At 71.2% G+C, this 20,274-nt stretch carries 19 protein-coding genes and 1 tRNA gene; 6 read left to right on the top strand and 14 right to left on the bottom strand.

All coding sequences use genetic code 11. From position 1 onward, the window contains the following. Positions 1–68: 68 nt before the first annotated feature. Positions 69–842, bottom strand: coding sequence for an SDR family oxidoreductase (locus tag RYJ27_RS06725; RefSeq protein ID WP_330171936.1), 774 nt, complete (start codon positions 840–842; stop codon positions 69–71). Between the two features lie 119 nt (positions 843–961). On the opposite strand from RYJ27_RS06725, the gene RYJ27_RS06730 reads away from it, so the two are divergent. The 4 genes from RYJ27_RS06730 (at position 962) to RYJ27_RS06745 (ending at position 3,669) form a co-directional block, all read left to right on the top strand. Next, complete coding sequence (locus RYJ27_RS06730) at positions 962–1,435, top strand: NfeD family protein (RefSeq protein WP_330171937.1); 474 nt, start codon at positions 962–964, stop codon at positions 1,433–1,435. Beyond that, positions 1,432–2,385 (top strand): SPFH domain-containing protein, encoded by a 954-nt coding sequence (locus tag RYJ27_RS06735; protein ID WP_330171938.1) that lies wholly within the window; start codon positions 1,432–1,434, stop codon positions 2,383–2,385. Before RYJ27_RS06730 ends, RYJ27_RS06735 begins: the two co-directional genes overlap by 4 nt. Continuing rightward, positions 2,382–3,167 (top strand): glycerophosphodiester phosphodiesterase family protein, encoded by a 786-nt coding sequence (locus RYJ27_RS06740; protein ID WP_330171939.1) that lies wholly within the window; start codon positions 2,382–2,384, stop codon positions 3,165–3,167. The genes RYJ27_RS06735 and RYJ27_RS06740 overlap by 4 nt, the downstream gene beginning before the upstream one ends. A gap of 118 nt (positions 3,168–3,285) precedes the next feature. Beyond that, on the top strand, positions 3,286–3,669 hold the full coding sequence (locus RYJ27_RS06745; protein WP_330171940.1) for an RNA polymerase-binding protein RbpA: 384 nt from the start codon (positions 3,286–3,288) through the stop codon (positions 3,667–3,669). Between the two features lie 61 nt (positions 3,670–3,730). On the opposite strand, the gene lnt is transcribed toward RYJ27_RS06745, so the two are convergent. The 9 genes from lnt to RYJ27_RS06790 form a co-directional block, all read right to left on the bottom strand. Continuing rightward, entirely contained in the window at positions 3,731–5,269 is a 1,539-nt protein-coding gene (lnt, locus tag RYJ27_RS06750; protein WP_330171941.1) for an apolipoprotein N-acyltransferase, read from the bottom strand. Next, entirely contained in the window at positions 5,266–7,725 is a 2,460-nt protein-coding gene (locus tag RYJ27_RS06755) for a DEAD/DEAH box helicase (protein ID WP_330171942.1), read from the bottom strand. The genes lnt and RYJ27_RS06755 overlap by 4 nt, the downstream gene beginning before the upstream one ends. Further along, positions 7,722–8,495: a twin-arginine translocase subunit TatC gene (gene tatC / locus RYJ27_RS06760; RefSeq protein ID WP_330172010.1), complete on the bottom strand. Its 774-nt coding sequence runs from the start codon at positions 8,493–8,495 to the stop codon at positions 7,722–7,724. Before tatC ends, RYJ27_RS06755 begins: the two co-directional genes overlap by 4 nt. Before the next feature lie 65 nt (positions 8,496–8,560). Then, positions 8,561–8,821, bottom strand: coding sequence for a Sec-independent protein translocase subunit TatA (tatA, locus tag RYJ27_RS06765; RefSeq protein WP_330169609.1), 261 nt, complete (start codon positions 8,819–8,821; stop codon positions 8,561–8,563). A gap of 80 nt (positions 8,822–8,901) precedes the next feature. Further along, positions 8,902–9,849 (bottom strand): helix-turn-helix transcriptional regulator, encoded by a 948-nt coding sequence (locus RYJ27_RS06770; protein WP_330169610.1) that lies wholly within the window; start codon positions 9,847–9,849, stop codon positions 8,902–8,904. After that, a complete protein-coding gene (locus tag RYJ27_RS06775) occupies positions 9,846–10,829 on the bottom strand; it encodes a helix-turn-helix transcriptional regulator (RefSeq protein ID WP_330169611.1) in 984 nt (327 codons plus the stop codon). Before RYJ27_RS06775 ends, RYJ27_RS06770 begins: the two co-directional genes overlap by 4 nt. A 25-nt stretch (positions 10,830–10,854) precedes the next feature. Next, positions 10,855–11,823 carry an FKBP-type peptidyl-prolyl cis-trans isomerase gene (locus RYJ27_RS06780; protein WP_330169612.1) on the bottom strand — a complete coding sequence of 323 codons (969 nt, stop codon included), beginning with the start codon at positions 11,821–11,823 and terminating at the stop codon, positions 10,855–10,857. Between the two features lie 5 nt (positions 11,824–11,828). Then, on the bottom strand, positions 11,829–12,872 hold the full coding sequence (locus RYJ27_RS06785) for a tRNA (adenine-N1)-methyltransferase (protein ID WP_330169613.1): 1,044 nt from the start codon (positions 12,870–12,872) through the stop codon (positions 11,829–11,831). Beyond that, positions 12,869–13,528: an HAD family hydrolase gene (locus RYJ27_RS06790; RefSeq protein WP_422732887.1), complete on the bottom strand. Its 660-nt coding sequence runs from the start codon at positions 13,526–13,528 to the stop codon at positions 12,869–12,871. Before RYJ27_RS06790 ends, RYJ27_RS06785 begins: the two co-directional genes overlap by 4 nt. Before the next feature lie 188 nt (positions 13,529–13,716). Between RYJ27_RS06790 and RYJ27_RS06795 the strand changes: the two genes are divergently transcribed. After that, entirely contained in the window at positions 13,717–14,583 is an 867-nt protein-coding gene (locus tag RYJ27_RS06795) for a PAC2 family protein (protein WP_330169615.1), read from the top strand. Positions 14,584–14,632: 49 nt separating this feature from the next. Here RYJ27_RS06795 and RYJ27_RS06800 read toward each other — a convergent pair whose 3' ends face one another. Both RYJ27_RS06800 and RYJ27_RS06805 read right to left on the bottom strand, forming a co-directional pair. Then, entirely contained in the window at positions 14,633–15,463 is an 831-nt protein-coding gene (locus RYJ27_RS06800; protein ID WP_330169616.1) for an undecaprenyl-diphosphate phosphatase, read from the bottom strand. Between the two features lie 66 nt (positions 15,464–15,529). Next, positions 15,530–16,858 carry a M20/M25/M40 family metallo-hydrolase gene (locus RYJ27_RS06805; protein ID WP_330169617.1) on the bottom strand — a complete coding sequence of 443 codons (1,329 nt, stop codon included), beginning with the start codon at positions 16,856–16,858 and terminating at the stop codon, positions 15,530–15,532. An 80-nt stretch (positions 16,859–16,938) separates the two neighbouring features. Between RYJ27_RS06805 and RYJ27_RS06810 the strand changes: the two genes are divergently transcribed. Next, positions 16,939–17,023, top strand: a tRNA-Leu gene (locus RYJ27_RS06810). 47 nt (positions 17,024–17,070) lie between these two features. Here the strand turns inward: RYJ27_RS06810 and RYJ27_RS06815 are convergent. Next, complete coding sequence (locus RYJ27_RS06815) at positions 17,071–18,165, bottom strand: VIT1/CCC1 transporter family protein (protein ID WP_330169618.1); 1,095 nt, start codon at positions 18,163–18,165, stop codon at positions 17,071–17,073. Between the two features lie 123 nt (positions 18,166–18,288). After that, entirely contained in the window at positions 18,289–20,121 is a 1,833-nt protein-coding gene (locus RYJ27_RS06820; RefSeq protein ID WP_330169619.1) for a DEAD/DEAH box helicase, read from the bottom strand. Between the last annotated feature and the right edge of the window lie 153 nt (positions 20,122–20,274).

Raw genomic sequence — 20,274 nt, forward strand, 5'->3', positions numbered from 1 at the left:
GGTTCCGCCGCGAAGACGACGAACGGCCCGGGATCACACCCGGGCCGTTCGTCGTGGTGGCGTCGGGACTACTCCGCGGCGAACCCGCTGACGTCGCCGACGAGGCGGGTGTTGTCGGCGGGGATCGGATCCACGGCCGCGCGGACGATCTCCGCGGCGAACTCCGAGACGTTGTAGAGCCTGCCGGCGGATTCGCGGCGCGTCGCGATCGCGCCGGGGTTGGCGCGCTCGAGCAGCGTCGCCGTGATCGTGCCCTCGATCATGTCCCCCGAGACGACGACGAAACCGATGCCGCGCTCCTCGAGCTCGGGGATCAGCTCGCGCAGCGCGTCCTCGCCCGCCCGCTTGGACAGGGCGACGGGTTCGTACTCGGGCATCGTCGGGGTCGTGCGGATGAAGTGGGCCTGGTGGCTCGTGACGAACACGATGCGCGACCCCTCCCCCAGCAGCGGCAGCGCCGCCCGGAGCGCGCCGACCTGCGCGTCGCGGTTCAGCAGGAGTGCGTAGTCCTCGCCCATACCGGCCTCCATGCCGCCGGAGGCGTTGAGCACCAGGATGTCGAGGCCGCCGTACTCGCGCTCGACCTCGGCGAACATCGCACCGACCGAATCGGCGTCGGTCAGGTCGGCGCCGACGACGAGGGCGCGGCTGCCCGCCTGCGCCACCTCGGCGGCGAGCTTCTGCGCGCGCGGGGCCTTGTTGCGGTAGTTGATGACGACGTCGGCGCCGGCCTGGGCGAGATAGCGCACGGTGTCGGCGCCGATGCCGCGGGAGGAACCCGTCACGAGGGCGCGCTTGCCGTCGAGGGCTCCGGGGGCGAGGGGCGAGGGGGTCTCGGTCACGTGTGGGAACTCCAGGATCGAAGGGCCGCGGACCGTCGCCGCGGGCAGATCGACCCTACCAATCGACGGCCCGGGGGCCGTGGTCGCGTGCTAGGTTCGCCTCAAAGGGGAGGCGCGCCGTGGACCTATTCCAGACCGTCGAGCAGTTCGCCTGGATCGGCTGGATCGTTCTGATCCTCGTGTTCTTCACGATCGAGACCCTGACCCTCGAGCTCACATTCGCGATGCTGGGACTCGGCGGGGTGGCCGGCCTCGTCGCCGAGCTGGCGGGTGCGCCGTTATGGCTGCAGGTGGTCGTGGGGGCCGCGGTCGCGGCGCTGCTCCTGCTCCTTCTGCGCCCGCCGCTCCTGCGCCGCCTCCGCCGCGGCGAGGACCCCACCCCCAGCAACGTCGACGCGCTGCTCGGGATGTCGGGCGTCGTGATCGCCACCGTGGGCCTGACCGGTGGCCAGGTGCGCCTCGCGAACGGCGACACGTGGACGGCGCGCACGTCCGACATCCGCGAGATCACCCCCGGCGTCGCCGTGACCGTCACCCGCATCGACGGCGCGACCGCGCTCGTCCGTCCCACCGAGGAGACCGCGCAGTCATGACCGACATCGAGCAACTGATCCCCACCGTGATCGGATGGCTGCTGGCCCTCGCGGTCCTCATCTTCGTACTCGTCGTCCTCGCGCGCTCGATCCGCATCATCCCGCAGGCCAGCGCCGGCATCGTCGAGCGGCTCGGCCGCTACCACAAGACGCTGACACCGGGGCTGAACCTCCTGGTGCCGTTCATCGACCGGCTCCGACCGCTCATCGACATGCGCGAGCAGGTCGTCTCGTTCCCCCCGCAGCCCGTGATCACCGAGGACAACCTCGTCGTCTCGATCGACACCGTCGTGTATTTCCAGGTCACCGACGCGCGCGCCGCGACGTACGAGATCGCGAACTACCTCGGAGCCGTCGAGCAGCTGACGACGACCACGCTTCGCAACGTCGTGGGCGGCCTCAACCTCGAGGAGGCGCTGACCAGCCGCGACGAGATCAACGGGCAGCTGCGCGTCGTCCTCGACGAGGCGACGGGCAAGTGGGGCATCCGCGTCGGTCGCGTCGAGCTCAAGGCCATCGATCCGCCGGTCTCCATCCAGGACTCGATGGAGAAGCAGATGCGCGCCGAGCGCGACCGCCGTGCGGCGATCCTCACGGCCGAGGGCTCGAAGCAATCGCAGATCCTCGAGGCGGAGGGGCGCCGACAGGCCGAGATCCTCCGCGCCGAGGGAGACAAGCAGGCCGCCGTGCTCCGGGCACAGGGCGAGGCGGAGGCCATCCACTCGGTCTTCGAAGCCATCCACGCCGGCAACCCCGATGACAAGCTCCTCGCCTACCAGTACCTGCAGACCCTGCCGAAGATCAGCCAAGGCGCCGCCAACAAGCTGTGGATCATCCCGAGCGAGTTCACGGAAGCGCTGAAGGGCGTCTCCGGCGCCTTTGCGGGCAGGGTTGCGGATGCCGCCGCATCCGCCCCCGACGACGACGCACCCCCACCGCGTCTCCCGTGAGGCACCCGTGGTTCGCACGCGCCGACACTCCGCGCGTGCTCGCTCACCGCGGACTCGTCACGTCGGCATCCGCAGCGCACGGCGTGGCCGAGAACTCCTTCGCCGCCTTCGCGGAAGCGCACGGTCACGGCGTCGACTACATCGAGTCCGATGCGCACATCACCGCCGACGGCGTGGTCGTGCTCTTCCACGACGACGATCTGAGCCGGGTGACGGGCGATCCCCGTCCCCTCGCCGCCGTCCCGCTTCGGGAGCTCGAGGACCTCATGGCCCCGCTGGGAGGCCTCGTCACGCTCGCGCAGGCGCTCGAGGCCTTCCCCGACACCCGTTTCAACATCGACATCAAGGCGGATGCCGCCGCCGAGCCCGCCGGCCGCATCGTAGCCGCAGCGCCCGAGCGGGTGCTGGTCACGAGCTTCTCCGACTCGCGCCGGAGGCGCGCCCTTGCCGCGGCGCGCGCTGCGGGCGGCCCGGGGCCCGGACCGGCCACCTCGGCCGGCACAGCGACGATCGCACGCCTGCTCGCGGCCCTCGCCACGCGCTCGCGCGGGCTCGCGGCACGGGCGATCCGCGGCATCGACGCCCTGCAGATCCCCGAGCGTCGGGGGCGCGTGCGCATCCTCACCCCCCGGCTGATCGAGGCCGCCCACCGCTCGGGCGTCGAGGTCCACGTGTGGACGGTCAACGATCCGGCGGACATGCGACGCCTCGCCGGCCTCGGCGTCGACGGCGTCGTGACCGACCGGGCCGACGTCGCGCTGCGCGTGCTTCACCCCGCATGACTGAGGGTTGTCTGGGAAAGCGCGTCCCGAACGCGCCGTTCGGATGATCCACACAGGTCGCTGCGTTATACCGGGTGATTGACCTCATCAGTCCCACAGATGCCGAGGAGACCACACAATGGCAGATCGCAGCCTGCGCGGCATGCGTCTCGGCGCCCAGAGCCTACAGAGCGAAGAGGGCGTCGTGTTCATGGAGCGCACCGAGTACACCTACACCTGCAGCACCTGCGGGCACGACACCAAGCTCATGTTCGCTGCGGATGCCGAGGCGCCCGAGGCGTGGGAGTGCCGCGCGTGCGGCGCCGAAGCCGCGCTCGTCGTCGGCGACAAGACCGTGACGATCGATCACAGCGACGACAAGACGCCGCGCACGCACTGGGACATGCTGCTCGAGCGCCGCACCCGCGCCGAGCTCGAGGAGATCCTCGAGGAGCGCCTCGCCTACCTTCGCGCGCGTCGCGGCGCGGGCGAGAACCCCGACAGCATGCTGCTGGGGGCCTGACCCCACCGATCAGAAGGGCGTCGGATGCCGAGGCATCCGGCGCCCTTGTGCGTGCCGGGCCTCACGCGCTCCGCGTCCCGCGTCGCGCCACGAGGCCCGTCGCGACGAGCCCCGCGATCGCCGCCCAGAACAGCGCGGTCTGCACCGCTCCCCCGATGACGACGCCCGCCGTCAGCCCCGTGCGCAGCTCGACGTCCGTGAGCATGGCACCGGCGACATCGGCCGGCAGTTCGTCGACCGTCGCGCCGTCGGGCCCGATCACCTGGCTCGTGCCCACCGTCGAGATGTTCACGACGCTGCGGCCGGTCTCGATCGCGCGCATCCGCGCGAAGGCCAGTTGCTGGAGGTTCTCGTCGGTGCCGCGGAAGTCCGCGTTGTTGGTCTGGAACATATAGACCTGGGCCCCGTCGCGGGCGCCCTCCCGGATCACGTCGTCGTAGATCACGTCGAAGCAGATCGCCAGCCCGACGCCCACGCCGCCGATGTCGAAGAGGGGGGCATTGGTGCCGGGTGTGTATTCGCGCTGAATGAGACCGATCAGGTCGGGGGCCAGCATCTCGAAGAACCACCGGTCCGGCACGTACTCGCCGAACGGCACGGGCTTGCGCTTGTCGTGGAACTGGACGGGGTTCTCCTCCCCCGCCTCCCAGAGCATCGAGGTGTTGAACACCCCGTCGTCCCGCGACGTCGCCGCGTTGATGACGAGGGGCGCGTCGACTCGCCGCGACAGGGCGTCGAGGATGCCGGCCACCTGCGCGTTCGCGGTGGGGTCGGCGTCCACGCCGCCCTCGGGCCACAGCAGCACGTCCATCCGCTCGTCCAGCAGCGGCTCCGTCGCCTCCAGCTGCGCCCGCAGGATGTCGCCTCGCGCCCGCTCGTCGAAGTACCCGGACGGGCCGTTGCCCTGAACACTCCCCACGGTCATGACGCCGGCGGGGGCCGTCTGCCACTGGGGGGTGAGCAAGAGGACCGCGATCAGCGCAGCCGACGGGATGGCCGTCCTCAGGTCTCGCCATCGGGCGACCCGTGCCCACTCGATGAGCGCCGCGACCGCCGCGACCATGAGGAACGTGAGTCCGGAGACCCCGACCCACGAGGCAAGGTGCGCGAGGGGGCTCTCGGACTGGCTCATGCCCATCCGCGCCCAGGGAAAGCCCGTATAGGGCCACGACCCCATGAACACCTCGCGCGCCGTCCAGAGCGCCGCAACGAGCGCCGGCAGGGCAGCCAACCGCACCCAGAGGGCGTTCGACGCTCGCGGCATCCACCGGTACGCCCACACGATCGGCACCGATCCCAGGGCCCAGAACACGGTCTCGAGCCCGGCCAGCCCGAACCAGGGCAGCGGGCCGAGATAGCGGGTGATCCAGACGATGTGCGTGAAGTAGAAGGCGGCGCCGAAGACTGCCCCCACGAGCAGTCCCGACCACGCCGTGCGGCCGACCAGTGCGACCAGCGCGAGCCCGATCCCTACGAAGGCGAGAGGCCACGCGCCCACCGACGGGAAGGCGAGATCGAGCACCGGTCCGCCCGCCACGGCGGCGACCAGCGCAGCCCACAGGGGAAGGAGCGGGCGCTGCGCCCGCGGGATGCCGGTCACAGCCCCGAGTACGCGACGACGCCGCGCCGTACCCCGTCGAGCGCGGCACGGGCCGTGCGCGCGACATCCGGTTCCGCCACCAGGGAGAGCTGATCCAGCAGGTCGATGCTCTGCCGGCACCAGCGCACGAAATCGCCCGCGGCCATGTCGGCGTCGTCCAGGACGCGATCCAGCGGCACGCCGCGCACCCATCCGCGCATCGCCCGGGCGAGCCCCGGCGCCAGAGGCTCGGAGCCGGGCAGGCGGTGATCCCGCTCGAGGTCGTCCAGCTGGGCCCAGAGCTCCTGCGTCGCCGTCAGGGCCGTGCGGAATGCGCCGCCGGGCAGCCCGCGCTCACCGGGTCCGGCGTCGTCGCGGCGCGGCTCGTAGACGATGCAGCTGGCGAGGGCGGCGAGGGACGCCGCATCCAGCTCGCGCCACAGGCCGCGCCGGAGCGACTCGGCCACGAGGAGGTCGCGTTCGCCGTAGATCCGCCGCATCGTGCGACCCGCGTCGGTCAGATGCACCTGACCGTCCTCGATGCGCAGGTAGTCGAGTGCTTCGAGAACGTCGGTCACGCGGTCGAATTGACGTGCCACCGTCCCCGTGCGGGCCGAGATCTGGGTCCGTGTGCGATCGATGGCTCGCTTGAGCTTCCAGTAGCGCTCGGCCCAGCGGGCGTGGTTCTCCCGGTCGGGGCAGCCGTGGCAGGGATGCCGCTGCATGCGCTTGCGCAGCGACGCGATCTGCGCCTGGCGTCGCTCGCGATCGCCCCGGGACGCCCCGGCATCCTGCCGATTCTTCTTCTCGAGGTCGCTCAGCTCGCGCCGGATGCCGGAGTACTCGGTGAAATCGCCGCGGTCGCAGGCCATGGCGGCCGCGTACCCCGCGAGCGACTCCTCCTGCTCCCGCACCTGACGCGCCAGACCGACGACGGCGCGGTCGGCCTGGAACTGGGCGAACGAGGATTCCAGGAGCTCGTGAGCGCGCGACCGGCCGAACCGGTCGATGAGGTTGACCGCCATGTTGTACGTCGGCCGGAAGCTGGAGTGCAGGGGGTAGGTGCGGCGGGAGGCGAGGGCCGCCACCTGCTGCGGGTCCAGACCCTCGGTCCACTGGATGACCGCGTGCCCCTCGACGTCGATCCCGCGGCGCCCCGCTCGCCCGGTCAGCTGGGTGTACTCCCCCGACGTGATCGCGACGCGCGCCTCGCCGTTGAACTTCTCGAGCTTCTCCAGCACGACCGTGCGGGCCGGCATGTTGATGCCCAGCGCGAGGGTCTCCGTCGCGAACACCGCCTTGACGAGCTTGCGCTGGAAGAGCTCCTCGACGACCTCCTTGAACGCCGGCAGGAGGCCCGCGTGGTGCGCCGCGACGCCCCGTTCGAGATTCTCGCGCCACTCCCAGAACCCCAGCACGGCCAGGTCCTCCTCCGGCAGCGTGCGTGTGCGTTCCTCGACCACCTCGCGGATCTCACGACGCTCGTCGGCGTCGGTCAGGCGCAGGCCGGAACGCCGCACCTGCTGCACCGCCTGGTCGCACCCGGCACGGCTGAAGATGAAGAAGATCGCCGGCAGGAGGTTGCTCCGCCCGAGCAGATGCACGACCTCCGGCCGGTCGAGCCGCTCGACGCGCTGAGGCTGCCCCGCGCGCACCGGTCGTCTGCCGCCCCGCGACGGGCGATGCCCGCCGCGGCCCCTTGAGGAGCGGTACGCATCGGCCTGCCGTCCCCCCTGAGCAGCGCCCCCGCGGATGCGCATGAGCTCCTGATTCACCTGCGCCGTCGCCACGCCCGCGCGGTCGTCGAAGAGAGGCAGCAGGTCGCCGCGCACCAGGACGTGCTGTTCGAGCGGCACGGGGCGCGTCTCGGACACGATGACCTCGGTGTCGCCGCGCACCGTGCCGAGCCAGTCGCCGAACTCCTCGGCGTTGGAGACGGTGGCCGACAGCGAGACGAGGCGCACATCCTGCGCGAGGTGGATGATGACCTCCTCCCATACGGCGCCCCGGAAGCGGTCGGCCAGGTAGTGGACCTCGTCCATGACGACGTACTGGAGGTCCCGCAGCGCCGGCGAGTCGGCGTAGAGCATGTTCCGCAGCACCTCGGTGGTCATGACCACGACGCGCGCGGAGGAGTTGATGTTCACGTCGCCCGTGAGCAGACCCACGGCATCCGCGCCATAGACATGCTGGAGCTCCCGGAACTTCTGGTTGGACAGCGCCTTCATGGGGGTGGTGTAGAAGGCCTTGCCGCGCTCCGAGCGCATCGCGAGATGGATCGCGAACTCCCCCACGATCGTCTTCCCCGCGCCGGTCGGGGCGGCGACGAGCACGCTGCGACCCTCCTCGAGCGCCTGACAGCCCGCGATCTGGAAGTCGTCGAGATCGAACCGCTGCTGCTCGGCGAAGGACGCCGAGACGGGATGCCGTCGCGCGTCGCGCGCCGCCGCATAGCGTTCGGCGGGGGTCGCTGTCACGCCGACTGTCCCGATGCGAACAGCGCCTCTTCGCGCTTGGTCCGGCGTCGGTCGAAGAGCATCGACAACGCCGCGGCGGCGATGTACAGGACGATCATGATGCCCATCAGCAGCAGCATCGAGGTCACGTCGGCCGCGGGGGTCGCAAGGGCCGAGAACACCGCGGCCACGAGAACCGCCACGCGCCACCCCTTCAGGATCGCGCGCCCGCTCATGATGCCCGCGAGGTTCATCGCCACGAGGAAGACCGGCAGGACGAAGGCGCATCCGAGCACGATGAAGAACTTGAACACGAAGTCGTAGTAGGTGTCGTAGGCGAACAGCAGGGCGGCGCCGCCAGGCACGAACGTGGCCATGAGCTCGATGACGTGCGGGATGATGAAGAAGCCCACGGCGCACCCCGCGAAGAAGAGCGGGATCGCGGCTCCCATGAAGGCCCACGTGTAGCGGATCTCCTTTCGGGTCAGCCCTGGCATCACGAAAGCCCAGAGCTGCCACAGCCACACCGGCGCGGAGATCAGGAGGCCGATCGCGAAGGCGATCCGCATGCGCAGATCGAAGCCGCTCGTGACCGTCGTGAAGTTCAGCGCGGTCAGCGTCTCACCCGTGATCTCCTGGCCACGGCGCGCCGCCACCTCGAGGATGGGTTCGTTCAGGAGCGAGATGATGCCGTCGGTGATGAAGAAGGCGACGATCATGCCGACCACCAGCCCGACCACGGCGATCATCAGCCGCCTGCGCAACTCGACGAGGTGCTCCCCGAGCGACATCCTCTTGTCGCGGCGCGGCTGTTCGGGCGAGACCGTCACTCCCGCATCGGTCGTGGCCACGGCGCCTACGGCTTGGGTTCGCTGCCCGGCGCCGTTCGAGGCGGAGCCGGCTGCGACAGCGACGGGTCTGCGACCGGGGCGGTCCCCTCTTGCGTGGCGCGCCCATCAGCGACGTCGTCGTCCTTCATGGCCTTCATCTCGCCCCGGAAGACGCGGGCGGACTGGCCGACGCTCTTTGCCAGGGCCGGCAGCTTGGCCGCACCGAAGAGCAGAAGGATCACGGCCAGGAGAATCAGCAGGTGCCAGCCGGTGAGGTTGCCCAACATGGTGCTCTCCGTCGTTCGGCGAAAGGGTGATCCCCGTCAGTCTAACCCCGGCGTCCTCGTGCGGATCCGTCGCACACGCGTCAGCCGTACTGCGCGAGCGCGGCGCGCGCCCACTCGACCGTCGCCTGCCGAGCCTCGGCGGGGGCCACAACCTCCACCGACCCGCCCCGCCGCGTGGCCAGCCGCTTCAGCTGAGCGGGATCGGCGACCCGGAGCAGGGCGGTCGACAGGGGATCCCCCGCGGTGATCTCGGCATAGTCGAGGTACTGGCCGAGGAGCGGCGCGACGTGCGGGACGAAGCGGATGGTCGCCTCGAGTGCGCCGTCCTCGCGGGCGAAGATCGTCGTCTCGGGATCGTCGCGGGCGGCGGCGGGGATGTCCGTCACGACGGCGTCCGTGACGCGATCGAGGTGGAAGGTCCGCATGTCGCGGCGGAGGTGGCACCAGCCGCGCAGGTACCACTGGTCGTCCTTGACGAGGATGCGGACGGGGTCGACGGTACGTGTCGTCGGCTCGGCATCCGGCTTGTGGTGGGTGAACGACAGCGCGACACCTTTGTCGAGGGCGTCGCGCACCGCCGCCCGGACCTCGTCCACCGGATCCGCCGCGACCACGAGCTGGCTGGGAGCGGCGCTCGCGCCGCGGGACAGCTTGGCGATCAGAGCGGGCACCGTCTCCCCCGTCGCCACGCCCGGCGCCGACTGCGCGAGCTGCAGGCCCGCCAGGAGCGCGGCCGCCTCCCGCGCGGTCAGCCGGGGAGCGCGTTCGAACGCCACGGTGTTGAGCAGCTGCAGCTCGTCGCGCTCGTCGAGCAGATCCCAGTCGATGTCGAAGAGCTCGTGGTGCATGCCCTCCGGCAGGCCGATCACCACGAGGCCTTCAGCCAGGCGGCGGAGCACATCGGGCTCGACGTCGAACTCCCGGGCCGCGTCGACCACCGGCACCGGCCCCTTCTCGACCAGGTACGGCACGAGGTTCATCACGAGCGCGACGCGGTCGATCGCCAGCAGGGGCGGCCGGGCGCTCACGCGGTCACCCCGTGGGCCGCAAGCGTGCGCTGCAGCCGCTCGACCACCTGGGCCCGGAGGTCGTCCGGCGAGACGACCGTCACCTCGGGACCGTACGATGCCAGCTCGTCCGCGAGCACGTGGACGTCGACGAAGGGGATGCGCACGAGGTCGTCCTCCCGGCTGCCTCGTCGGCGCAGGCGCAGCGCGGCCTCGGAATCCTCCTGCACGCGCACGAGGGCGCTGTTGCGTCGTGCGACCTCGTCGAGGCCTCGACGCGCGCGTTCGCCTGCTCCCGCCGCCGCTGCGGGATCGAACCGATCACGCAGCTGCTCGACATCGCCCACGACGCGCGACAGGAGGAACGTCCGCTCCTGTGCGAGGTCGCGATCGAACCCGTAGAGATGCCAGCGCCCGTCGTAGTCGATCAGGGCGTGCGGCTCCACGGTGCGCACCCTCGGGACGTCGTCGCCGGGCTTGACGTAGGTGAAGCGCACGACGCGGTGGGCGTCGTGCGCGGCCCGCAGGGCAGGGAAGGCGTGGTCCTTCGCGGAGAGGCGCGGCGCGAATCCGATGATCGGCTCGTCGACGTCGATGCCGAGGGCCCGGATCTTGCGGAGGGCGGACTGGGCCTCACCCGACATCGAGCTCTCCCCCCACACGGCCGCCGCGATCCCGAGGATCGCGACCTCGGCGGGCGTGAAGACGATGTCCTCGGGCAGGACGTACTCGGCCTTCGGGATGACGTAGCGTGCCTCGCGCAGGTCGTCCGGGTCGGCGGCATCGCCGAGCGTGTGCACCGGCATCCCGAGCTCGCGGAGTGCGTCCTTGTCGCGCTCGAACATCTTCTCGAGGGCGTCTGCGCTGCGCCCCTCCGCGCGCGCCTCGCGGTACCCGGACACGCTCGAGAGGATCTGCTCCTTGGTGAGCCCGTATCGGTTCGCCATAAGGGCGACCGTCAGGCTGAGCAGGCGCTCCTCCGGCGTGATCTTCTGGGGCACGCCTCAATCCTAGGCGCGGCCCCGCTCACTCGGCGGGAGCGTCGATCCCGAGGATGTCGACGACGAAGACCAGGGTCGAGCCCGCCGGGACGCTGCCGCTGCCCTGGTCGCCGTAGCCGAGGTCGGGCGGGATGACGGCGAGGATCTGGGAGCCGACGGTCTGACCCTCGAGCGCCGCGCCGAACCCCTCCACGACGGCGTCGAGCTCGAACGCGACGGGTGCGCCGTTCTCCCAGGAGGAGTCGAAGACGGTCCCCTCGTCCCACAGCACGCCGGTGTAGTGCACACGGACGGGCGCATCGCCTGTGACGACCTCGCCGTCGCCCTTCTTCAGCACCTGCACCTGCAGGTTGGCGGGCGGCTGGGCCTCGGGGACGATGATGCCGGGGCGCCCGTCGGGAGCGCGCACGACGGTGGGAAGGTTGTGCCCGGCGACGAACTGGTCGCCGCCGTCGGCTTTGTCGAGATAGACCTTGCGCAGATCGACCACGGCGATGGCGCTGCCGCCCTCCCCGATGCCGAACCCGTCGGCGGCCTCGGCATTCAGCCCGTCGCCGGTGAGGACGGTGGCGACCCGCCCGCCCTCACGGGCGCACGCGAGAGCGTCCTCGAAGCCGGGAAACGACTGCGTCCACTGCGAGAGGGTGAGCACGCTCGTGAGCGATCCGTCGTACGGGGTCGTGGCGATCTGCTCGCCCGTCGCGCCGTTGTACAGCGCGACGTCGATCACCATCGCCTGGTCGAGGCCGCGGACCGCGGTCCCGTCGCCCTCGACGATGTCGGTCCACTCCGACTCGCTTGCCATGATGGGGGTGTACGCCTCGACGTCCGGGACGTCGTCGGTGTCGCCCTCCACGGTGACGAGGTCGATCGCCTCCTGCGACGCGCTGAGCGTCCGCTCGCAGCCGTCGTCGTTCACCGCGGGCGAGGAGCATCCGACCAGCGCGAGACCGAGGATGCCGGCGACGGTCACAGGGGCGAGGAATTTACGCACGCGCTTCAGTCTATGCGAGCCGGGCTCGCCGAACCGGCGCCCTCGTCGTCCTCGTCGCCGGCGGCGCCGCCCAGACGTGCGGAAGCCGCCCGCTGCGCCTCCCGCACCCGCTTGCGCAGGTTCTTGTCGGTGATCTCACGATCCCCGACGGCGCCGGGCGTCCACAGCTCCACGTCCTCGTCGCCGTAGCTGCTCTTGGACGCGCGGCGCTTCTGCTCGGGAGCGACCGCGCCCGGGGCGAGGCGGCGTGCCGAGATGAGAAAGCCCGTGTGAGCCACCATGCGGTGGTCCGGACGGACGGCCAGGCCCTCGACGTGCCAGCCGCGCACCATGGTCTCGGACGCGTCGGGTTCGGTGAACAGGCCGGTCCCCCGCAGATACTCGGCGACGCGCGACAGCTGCGTCGCGGTGGCGACGTAGCAGAGCACGACCCCCCCGGGCGTGAGGGCCTCGGCGACGACGTCGATGCACTCCCAGGGCGCCAGCATGTCGAGGACGACTCGGTCCACGGAGCCCGCCGGTGTCGCACGGGGCAGCTCCTCGGCCAGGTCCCCGACCCGCACCTCCCACTGCGGCGGATGGGCGCCGAAGAACGTCGCGACGTTCGCCTCGGCGACCTCCGCGAACTCCGGCCGGCGCTCGAACGACAGCAGTCGCCCCCCTGCGCCGATCGCGCGCAGGAGCCAGAGCGAGAGCGCACCCGACCCGACGCCGGCCTCGACGACGGTCGCGCCCGGGAAAACGTCCGCCTCGGCGAGGATCTGTGCGGCATCCTTCGGATAGACGATCGCCGCGCCGCGGGGCATCGACATGACGAAGTCGCGCAGCAGCGGACGCAGCGCCAGGTACTCATGGCCGCCGCTGTTGACCACGACCGACCCGTCGGGGATGCCGACGAGCTGGGCGTGCCGGAGCACACCGTGATGCGTGTGGAGCTCGCCTCCCTCACGCAGCGTGATCGTGTGGAGGCGGCCCTTCGGCCCCGTCAGCTGCACCCGGTCACCGAGAGCGAAGGGCCCGCTCGATCGGGGCGTCGTCGCGGCGCTCACCGGAGGGCCTCGGCGCGGCGGGCGCCTGCGGAGCGCTCCGAATGAAGACGCGAGATCTCCGCGACGCCCATGCGCTCGAGCGAGGCGGCGATGGCGAACGCCCCCGACCCTTCGAGCGAGACGATGTTCGGCACGCCGAGCACGGTGCATCCCGCGGCGACACCGGAGCGGACCCCGTTCGGCGAATCCTCGATGGCGACCGTGTCCGCGACATCGACGCCGAGCAGCTCGGCGGCGCGCAGGTAGGGGTCGGGGAAGGGCTTGGGGCGCTCGACGTCGTCGCCGGCGACGATGACATCGAACGCGTCGAAGTCGATGAGGTCGACGATCGATGTCGCCATGCGGCGCATCGACATCGTCACCAATGCCGTGGGGATGCCTGCGGTCTTCAGCTCGGCGAGCAGCTCGCGCGCACCCGGACGGAAGGGCACCCCCTCGCGGGCGAGCGACTCGAGCACGCGATCGGTGAGCGTGTCGATGATCTCGGGCACCGACATCCGCACCCCCGCGGCCTGGAAGATGCGCGCGGCGTCCTCGAGGCCGAGCCCAACGAGCTGAAGCGCCTGCTCGTGGCTCCACGTTCCCCCGAAGCTCTCGACGAGCGGTGTCTCCGCGGCGATCCAGTGCGGTTCGGTGTCGACGAGGGTTCCGTCCATGTCCCACAGAACGGCGCGAGGAAGAGGGTGATTCACCCGGCCATGCTACCCGCGGGCCGGGTCGCCACCCGCGGCAGGGGTCGCACCGCTGCCGCGCACCCCCGCCTCTAGGGACCGCGTGCACCTATCCTTGAGGGAACCGGATCGGCCCGCACCCCCGAGCGTCGATCGGCGAGACGGGAGGCACGGTGGACGGACTCGGACGCAGAGTGCTCGTGGCGGCCTTCGACGGCTGGAACGACGCGGGCGAGGCGGCCTCCGCTGCCATCGAGGCGCTGCGATCGCGTCGTGAGACGGAGACCGTGCACTCCGTGGACCCCGAGCTGTACTTCGACTACCAGTACACGCGGCCCCACATCACGATGGATGCCGAGGGCCGGCGCATCCTCAAGTGGCCCGAGACGCTCGTCACCCGCCCCGCGCGGCGCACGCGCGGCACGCAGCTGTGGCTCCTCTCCGGCGTCGAGCCCGCGCGCGCCTGGCAGGCCTTCGCCGCCGAGCTCGTCGACGTCGCGCTGCGCGAGGACATCACGGGGTTCGTCGCGCTCGGGTCGATGATGTCCGATGTGCCGCACACGCGCCCCATCTCGGTGTTCGGTGGCAGCGACAACGAGAGGATGCGCACCGAGCTCGGTCTCGAACGCAGCACCTACGAGGGGCCCATCGGCATCCTCTCGGTCATCGCCCAGGCAGCCGAGGCCGCCGGCATCCCCACGGTCTCGCTGTGGGCGAGCGTGCCCCACTACGTGGCCGGTCACACCCCCTCTCCCAAGGCGACGCTCGCCCTGCTCGACCGTCTCGAGGACGTCACGGGCACGAAGATCGACCGGGGCGACCTTCCCACCCAGGCCGCCGCATGGGAGGCGTCGATCGATGCGGCCGCCGCGGACGACGAGGAGATGACGGAGTACATCCGCCAGCTCGAGCAGACGCGCGACACGTGGGATTCCCCCGAGGCATCGGGCGATGCCATCGCGCAGGAGTTCGAGCGCTATCTCCGGCGCCGGGGCGACGGTCCCGGCAAGCCCGGGCGCGGCGACGAACCCCGCCGCTGACGCCCGCGCGGCGCACCCGATCGTGCGTCCCGCGCGGGGCGTCGCTGGCTCAGTAGGGCTGCAGAACCCCCACCGAGAGCAGCACGATCAGCACGACGCCGAGGGCGACGCGGTAGATCACGAAGGGCAGGAAGCTGCCGCGCTTGAGGTAGCGCATCAGGAACGCGATGACCGCGAGACCGACCCCGAAGGCGACCACCGTGGCGCCGAACGTGTCGAGAAGCGTGTAGGGACCACCCGGCTCCTGGAAGGCCTGCAGCAGCTCGTACAGGCCCGAGCCGAACACGGCGGGAACGGCCAGCAGGAAGGCGTATTCGGCCGCCGCGGGCCGCGTATAGCCGAGGGCGAGCCCGAGTGTCGTCGTCGCCCCGGAGCGGGAGACGCCGGGGATCAGGGCGAGAGCCTGTGCGAAGCCCAGCGCGAGCCCGTGCGGGTAGGTCAGATCCTTCAGTTCGCGCTGTCGGCGTCCCCACCGGTCGGCTGCGCCGAGGAGGAGCCCGAACCCTATGAGCACGATCGCCACGAGCCAGAGGTTGCGGAAGGTCCCGCGGATGACGTCCTGGAAGAGGAACCCCAGCGCGCCAATGGGGATCGTTCCGAGGATGATGAGCCAACCCATCCGCGCATCCGGGTCGTTGCGCGGGACGCGGCCCGTCAGCGACTGCGCCCATCGCGAGATGATGCGCACGATCGTGCCCCAGAAGTAGACCAGGACGGCGGCCTCCGTGCCGATCTGCGTGATCGCGGTGAAGGTCGCGCCCGGGTCCTCGGCCGAAGGGAGGAACTCGCCGACGATGCGCAGGTGGGCGCTCGAGGAGATCGGCAGGAACTCCGTCAGCCCCTGGATGATGCCGAGGACGAGGGCTTCGATGAACTGCATGGGCGCCTTCCGGTGAGGTCGCGTCGGTGCGGGATGAGAGGGGTGCCGCGACGCGGCATCCGAGGATCAGCAGACCCTGAGCAGGTCGGTCAGCACGCGCTGTCCGAACTCGAGGGCATCGACGGGGACGCGCTCGTCCACCCCGTGGAACATACCGGTGAAGTCGAGGTCGGGGGGAAGGCGCAGCGGCGCGAAGCCGTATCCGGAGATGCCGAGGGTGGCGAGGGCCTTGTTGTCGGTGCCGCCGCCCATCAGGTACGGCAGGACCGGGACCCCGGGATCGTGGCGCTCCAGCATCCCGACCATCGTGTCGACGAGGTCGCCCTCGAACGGGACCTCGAGCCCGATGTCGCTGTGCACGGTCTCGATCTCGATGTCGTCGCCGACGATCCGCTGGATCTCGGCGAGGGCCGCCGCCTCGGTGCCCGGAAGCACGCGCACGTCGATGAGTGCCTCGGCTCGATCGGGGATGACGTTGTGCTTGTAGCCCGCCGCGAGGCCGGTGGGGTTCGTGGTGGTGCGCAGCGTCGAGCGCAGAAAGCCCGATGCGCGCCCCGTCCTCGCCGCAAGGGCGTCGGGCCCGAGGGCGGCATCTCCGACGATTCCGCCCAGTCCCGCCAGGAGCGCCGTCGTGGTGGCGGTCAGACGCACCGGCCACTCCGTGCGCCCGACGGCGGCGACGGCCTCGGCGAGGCGGATGACGGCGTTGTCCTCGTGCACGGCCGACCCGTGTGCGGCGCGGCCCCGCGCGACGAGCCGTATCCACACGAGGGCCTTCTCCCCCACCTGCAGCAGATACGCCCGGCGACCCGCCACATCGATCGAGTACCCGCCGACCTCGCTGATCGCCTCCGTCGCGCCGGCGAACCAGTCGGGTCGCTCCTTCACGACCAGGTGAGAGCCCTCGATGCCGCCGTTCTCCTCGTCGGCGAAGAAGGTCACGATGACATCCCGCGCCGGCTGTTCGCCGGAGCGCACCAGATCGGCGACGGAGGTGAGGATCATGGCATCCATGTCCTTCATGTCCACGGCACCGCGGCCCCACAGCATCCCGTCGCGGACGACACCCGCGAACGGATCGACGCTCCAGCCCTCCGGCGGCGCGGGGACCACGTCGAGGTGCCCGTGGAGCACGAGGGCGGGCCTGCGGCGATCGCGGCCGGGCAGCACGGCGCGCACGTTCGTGCGGCGCGGCACCGGTTCGAAGTAGTCCACCTCGAGGCCGAGCGCTTCGAGGTACGCGCCGGCGTACTCGGCCGCCTCGCGCTCTCCGCGCGCCGTGCCCCCGCCCCAGTTCTGCGTGTCGAATCGGATCAGGTCGCGGGCGATGCTCGCCACTTCCGGCAGAGGCGCGTCGCCCGCCGCGGAGACGAGGGCAGCAGGGTTCCGCGACATGCCGACCAGGCTACCCGCGTCGGGATCGCGGCCGGAAACGTGATAGTGTCGACCCTCGGTTGCGAAAGCAACTCACCCACGCGCGGGTGGCGGAATAGGTAGACGCGCTAGCTTGAGGTGCTAGTGCCCGTATAGGGCGTGGGGGTTCAAGTCCCCCCTCGCGCACAGAGAGAGAAACCCCGGTTCAGCCGGGGTTTTTCTCGTTCTGGGGATCAGGCCGCGGATACGCCGAAGAGCAGCCCGAGCGCATACGTCACGGCGGCCGCCCCGAAGCCGATCGCCAGCTGACGAAGCGCGCGTCGAAGCGGCGGCGCCCCCGAGAGCAGGCCCACGAGCGCGCCCGTCGCCAGCAGCGCGGCCCCCACCAGCACGAGCGCGAGCAGGACTGCTGCGAGCCCGGACAGCCCGAACAGCCAAGGCACCACGGGAATGATCGCGCCGGAGGCGAAGAACAGGAAGCTGGATGCCGCGGCCCCCCACGCACCCCCGACGATCTCGTGCTGTTCGGCGCTGCCGAGGCCTGCGCGATCCCGGTCTCCGGGTGCCGCCGCGCGAGCGGCCTCCAGGACGGTGCGCGCGCGTTCGATCGCCGCCGCGCTCGTCAGTCCGCGGGTGCGGTACACGAGCGCGAGCTCGTTCGCGTCCAGGTCCAGATCGGGCAGCACGTCGTCGGCGTACGCGCTGGGCTCGGTGGACGTCAGCAGCTCGCGCTGCGACTTGACCGAGACGAATTCGCCCGCCCCCATCGAGAGTGCGCCCGCCAGCAGCCCCGCGACACCGCTGAAGAGCACGAACTGCGGTGCGACGCCCGTAGCCCCGATGCCCATCACGAGGGCGAGGTTCGAGACGAGACCGTCGTTCGCACCGAAGACCGCCGCGCGGAACGTGCCCGACAGACGCCGCCGGCCCCGCGCCGCGAGACCGCGCACGACCTCATGGTGGATCTTCTCGTCCGCGCGCATGGCGGGGGTGGCGAACCGCTCCGCGTCGTACGGCGACCGCCCCTCCGCGTTCTGCGCGAGGGCGAGCACGAAGATCGTGCCGAAGCGACGCGCCATCCAGGCCAGCGCCCGCGTCCGCATGCCGGGGCCGGGCAGCTTGGCGGGTTCGCCGCCGAGCAGCGAGAGCCAGTGCGCCTCGTGACGGCGCTCCGCCTCGACGAGGGCCAGGAGGATCTCACGCTCCTCCCCGCTCTTGCGGGTCGCGAGCTCGCGGTATACGCGCGCCTCGGCGCGTTCATCGACGAGGTAGCGCGCCCATCGGCGGCGGTCGGCGGCGGTGGGCGTCTCGCTGACGGGCGCGATCATGCTGCCTCCAGATCGGCGGCGGGTGGTGGGGGACCACTCCACCGTAGGGTCGCGCCCGCCCGCGCGCCCGGCAGAGTCACGGATTGACAGCATTTCGGGGATCCGAACGGCGCCGTACCCGGCTCAGGAGCGGACGCGTTTGCGCAGCACCTCGATGCGCGCCTGCAGCTGCGCCACGGTCGCGTGCGACACCGCCGGACCCCCGCACATCCGGCGCAGCTCGGCATGCACCATGCCGTGCGGCTCGCCGCTCTGGCGCGCGTAGAGACCCACGAGGCTGTTCAGCAGTTGCCGCTGCTCCTTCAGGCTGCGGTGAAGCGCCTGCGGCGGCAGGTGATCGGCCGGTTCCGCCTCTCCCCCGGGCCCAGTCGCCTCACGCTTCTTGCGGTGCCGTGACTGACGCGATTGCCGCTGCAGCAGCAGCTCGTGGACGTGCTCGGGCTCGAGCAGCCCCGGAATCCCGAGGAACTCCTCCTCCTCCGGCGTGCCGGGAACAGCCAGCTGGCCGAATTCCTTGCCGTCGTAGAGCACGCGGTCGAAGTGCGCGAGCGATCCGAGCGCCTGGTAGGTGAACTCCTGCGTGAGGGCGTCGGAGGCCTTCTCCTCCCGCTCCGCGGCATCCATGAGGTCGTCGTCGAGCGCCCACTCGTCCTCGCCGTCCGCGTCGCGGTCGAGAGCATGATCCCGCTCGCGTTCCAGTTCGTTCGCGAGGGCGAGAAGGGGAGGCACGTTGGGGAGGAAGATACTGGCCGTCTCGCCGCGCCGCCGGGCCCGTACGAAGCGCCCGATGGCCTGCGCGAAGAAGAGGGGCGTCGAGGCGCTCGTCGCGTAGACGCCGACGGCCAGGCGAGGAACATCGACGCCCTCAGAGACCATGCGCACGGCCACGAGCCACCTCGAGGTCGAGGCCGAGAACGTCTCGATGCGCAGCGACGCCTCCGCCTCGTCCGAGAGCACCACCGTGGGCGGCTCGCCCGAGATGTCGGCGAGGATCGCGGCGTACGCGCGGGCGGCGGTCTGGTCGGTGGCGATGACGAGGCCGCCCGCGTCCGGGATCTGCTCCCGCACTTCGGTGAGCCTGCGGTCCGCGGAGCGCAGGACGGCGGGGATCCAGTCGCCCTGCGGATCCAGCGCCGTGCGCCACGCCTGCGCGTTGACGTCCTTCGTGTTGTCCTGACCGAGATGCGCCTCCATCTCGTCGCCGGTGCGCGTTCGCCACCGCATCTTCCCGGCGTAGACGAGGAACATGACCGGGCGGACGACGCCGTCCTCGAGCGCGCGGCGATACCCGTAGGCGTAGTCGGTGCGGGAGATGCGGATACCTTTGTCGTCCGGGTGGTACTCGACGAAGGGGATCGGGGCCGTGTCGCTGCGGAAGGGCGTTCCCGACAGCAGCAGCCGGCGGGTCGCGCGCCCGTAGGCCTCCCGGAGGGCATCGCCCCAGCTGAGCGCATCCCCGCCGTGATGCACTTCGTCCAGGATGACGAGCGTGCGCGCGTCCTCGGTGAGGCGCTGGTGCACGGATGCCTTGACCGCCACCTGCGCGTACGTGACCGCGACGCCGTGGTAGTGCCGGGCGGGGACGCTGTGGCGATTGCTGAAGGCGGGATCGAGGCGCAGCGAGACGCGGGCCGCGGCATCCGCCCACTGGGTCTTGAGGTGCTCGGTCGGGGCCACCACGACGATGCGCGTCACGACCCGTCGTCGCAGCAGCTCCGTCGCCAGGCGGAGGGCGAAGGTCGTCTTCCCGGCGCCCGGGGTCGCCGCTGCGAGGAAGTCGCGCGGACCCTTGCCGGGGCCGTCCGGCCCGTCGAGGGCGAAGTACTCGTCGAGGGCCTCGGCCTGCCACGCGCGCAGGCGCTGCGCCGTCCCCCACGGGGCTCGCTGCGGGTAGGCGGGCGACAGGTGCTCCGCGGCGAAGCTGCCGACATGGGCCGCGGTCGCCTGCTCCGTCATCCGTCTCCAGCCTCCTCGGACGCCGCGTGAGCGGGCGCTCCGTCGCCGTGCCGCCGGGCGCCGGCACGGATGACCACGATAGACGACCCCGCGGACGTCGGGCCGCCCGTGGCACCCCGTCCCACCTGGTCGGAACCGGAGTGCCGGGGTAGT

Origin of the sequence: Microbacterium limosum (assembly GCF_036324365.1) — a bacterium.
Lineage (GTDB): Bacteria > Actinomycetota > Actinomycetes > Actinomycetales > Microbacteriaceae > Microbacterium > Microbacterium limosum.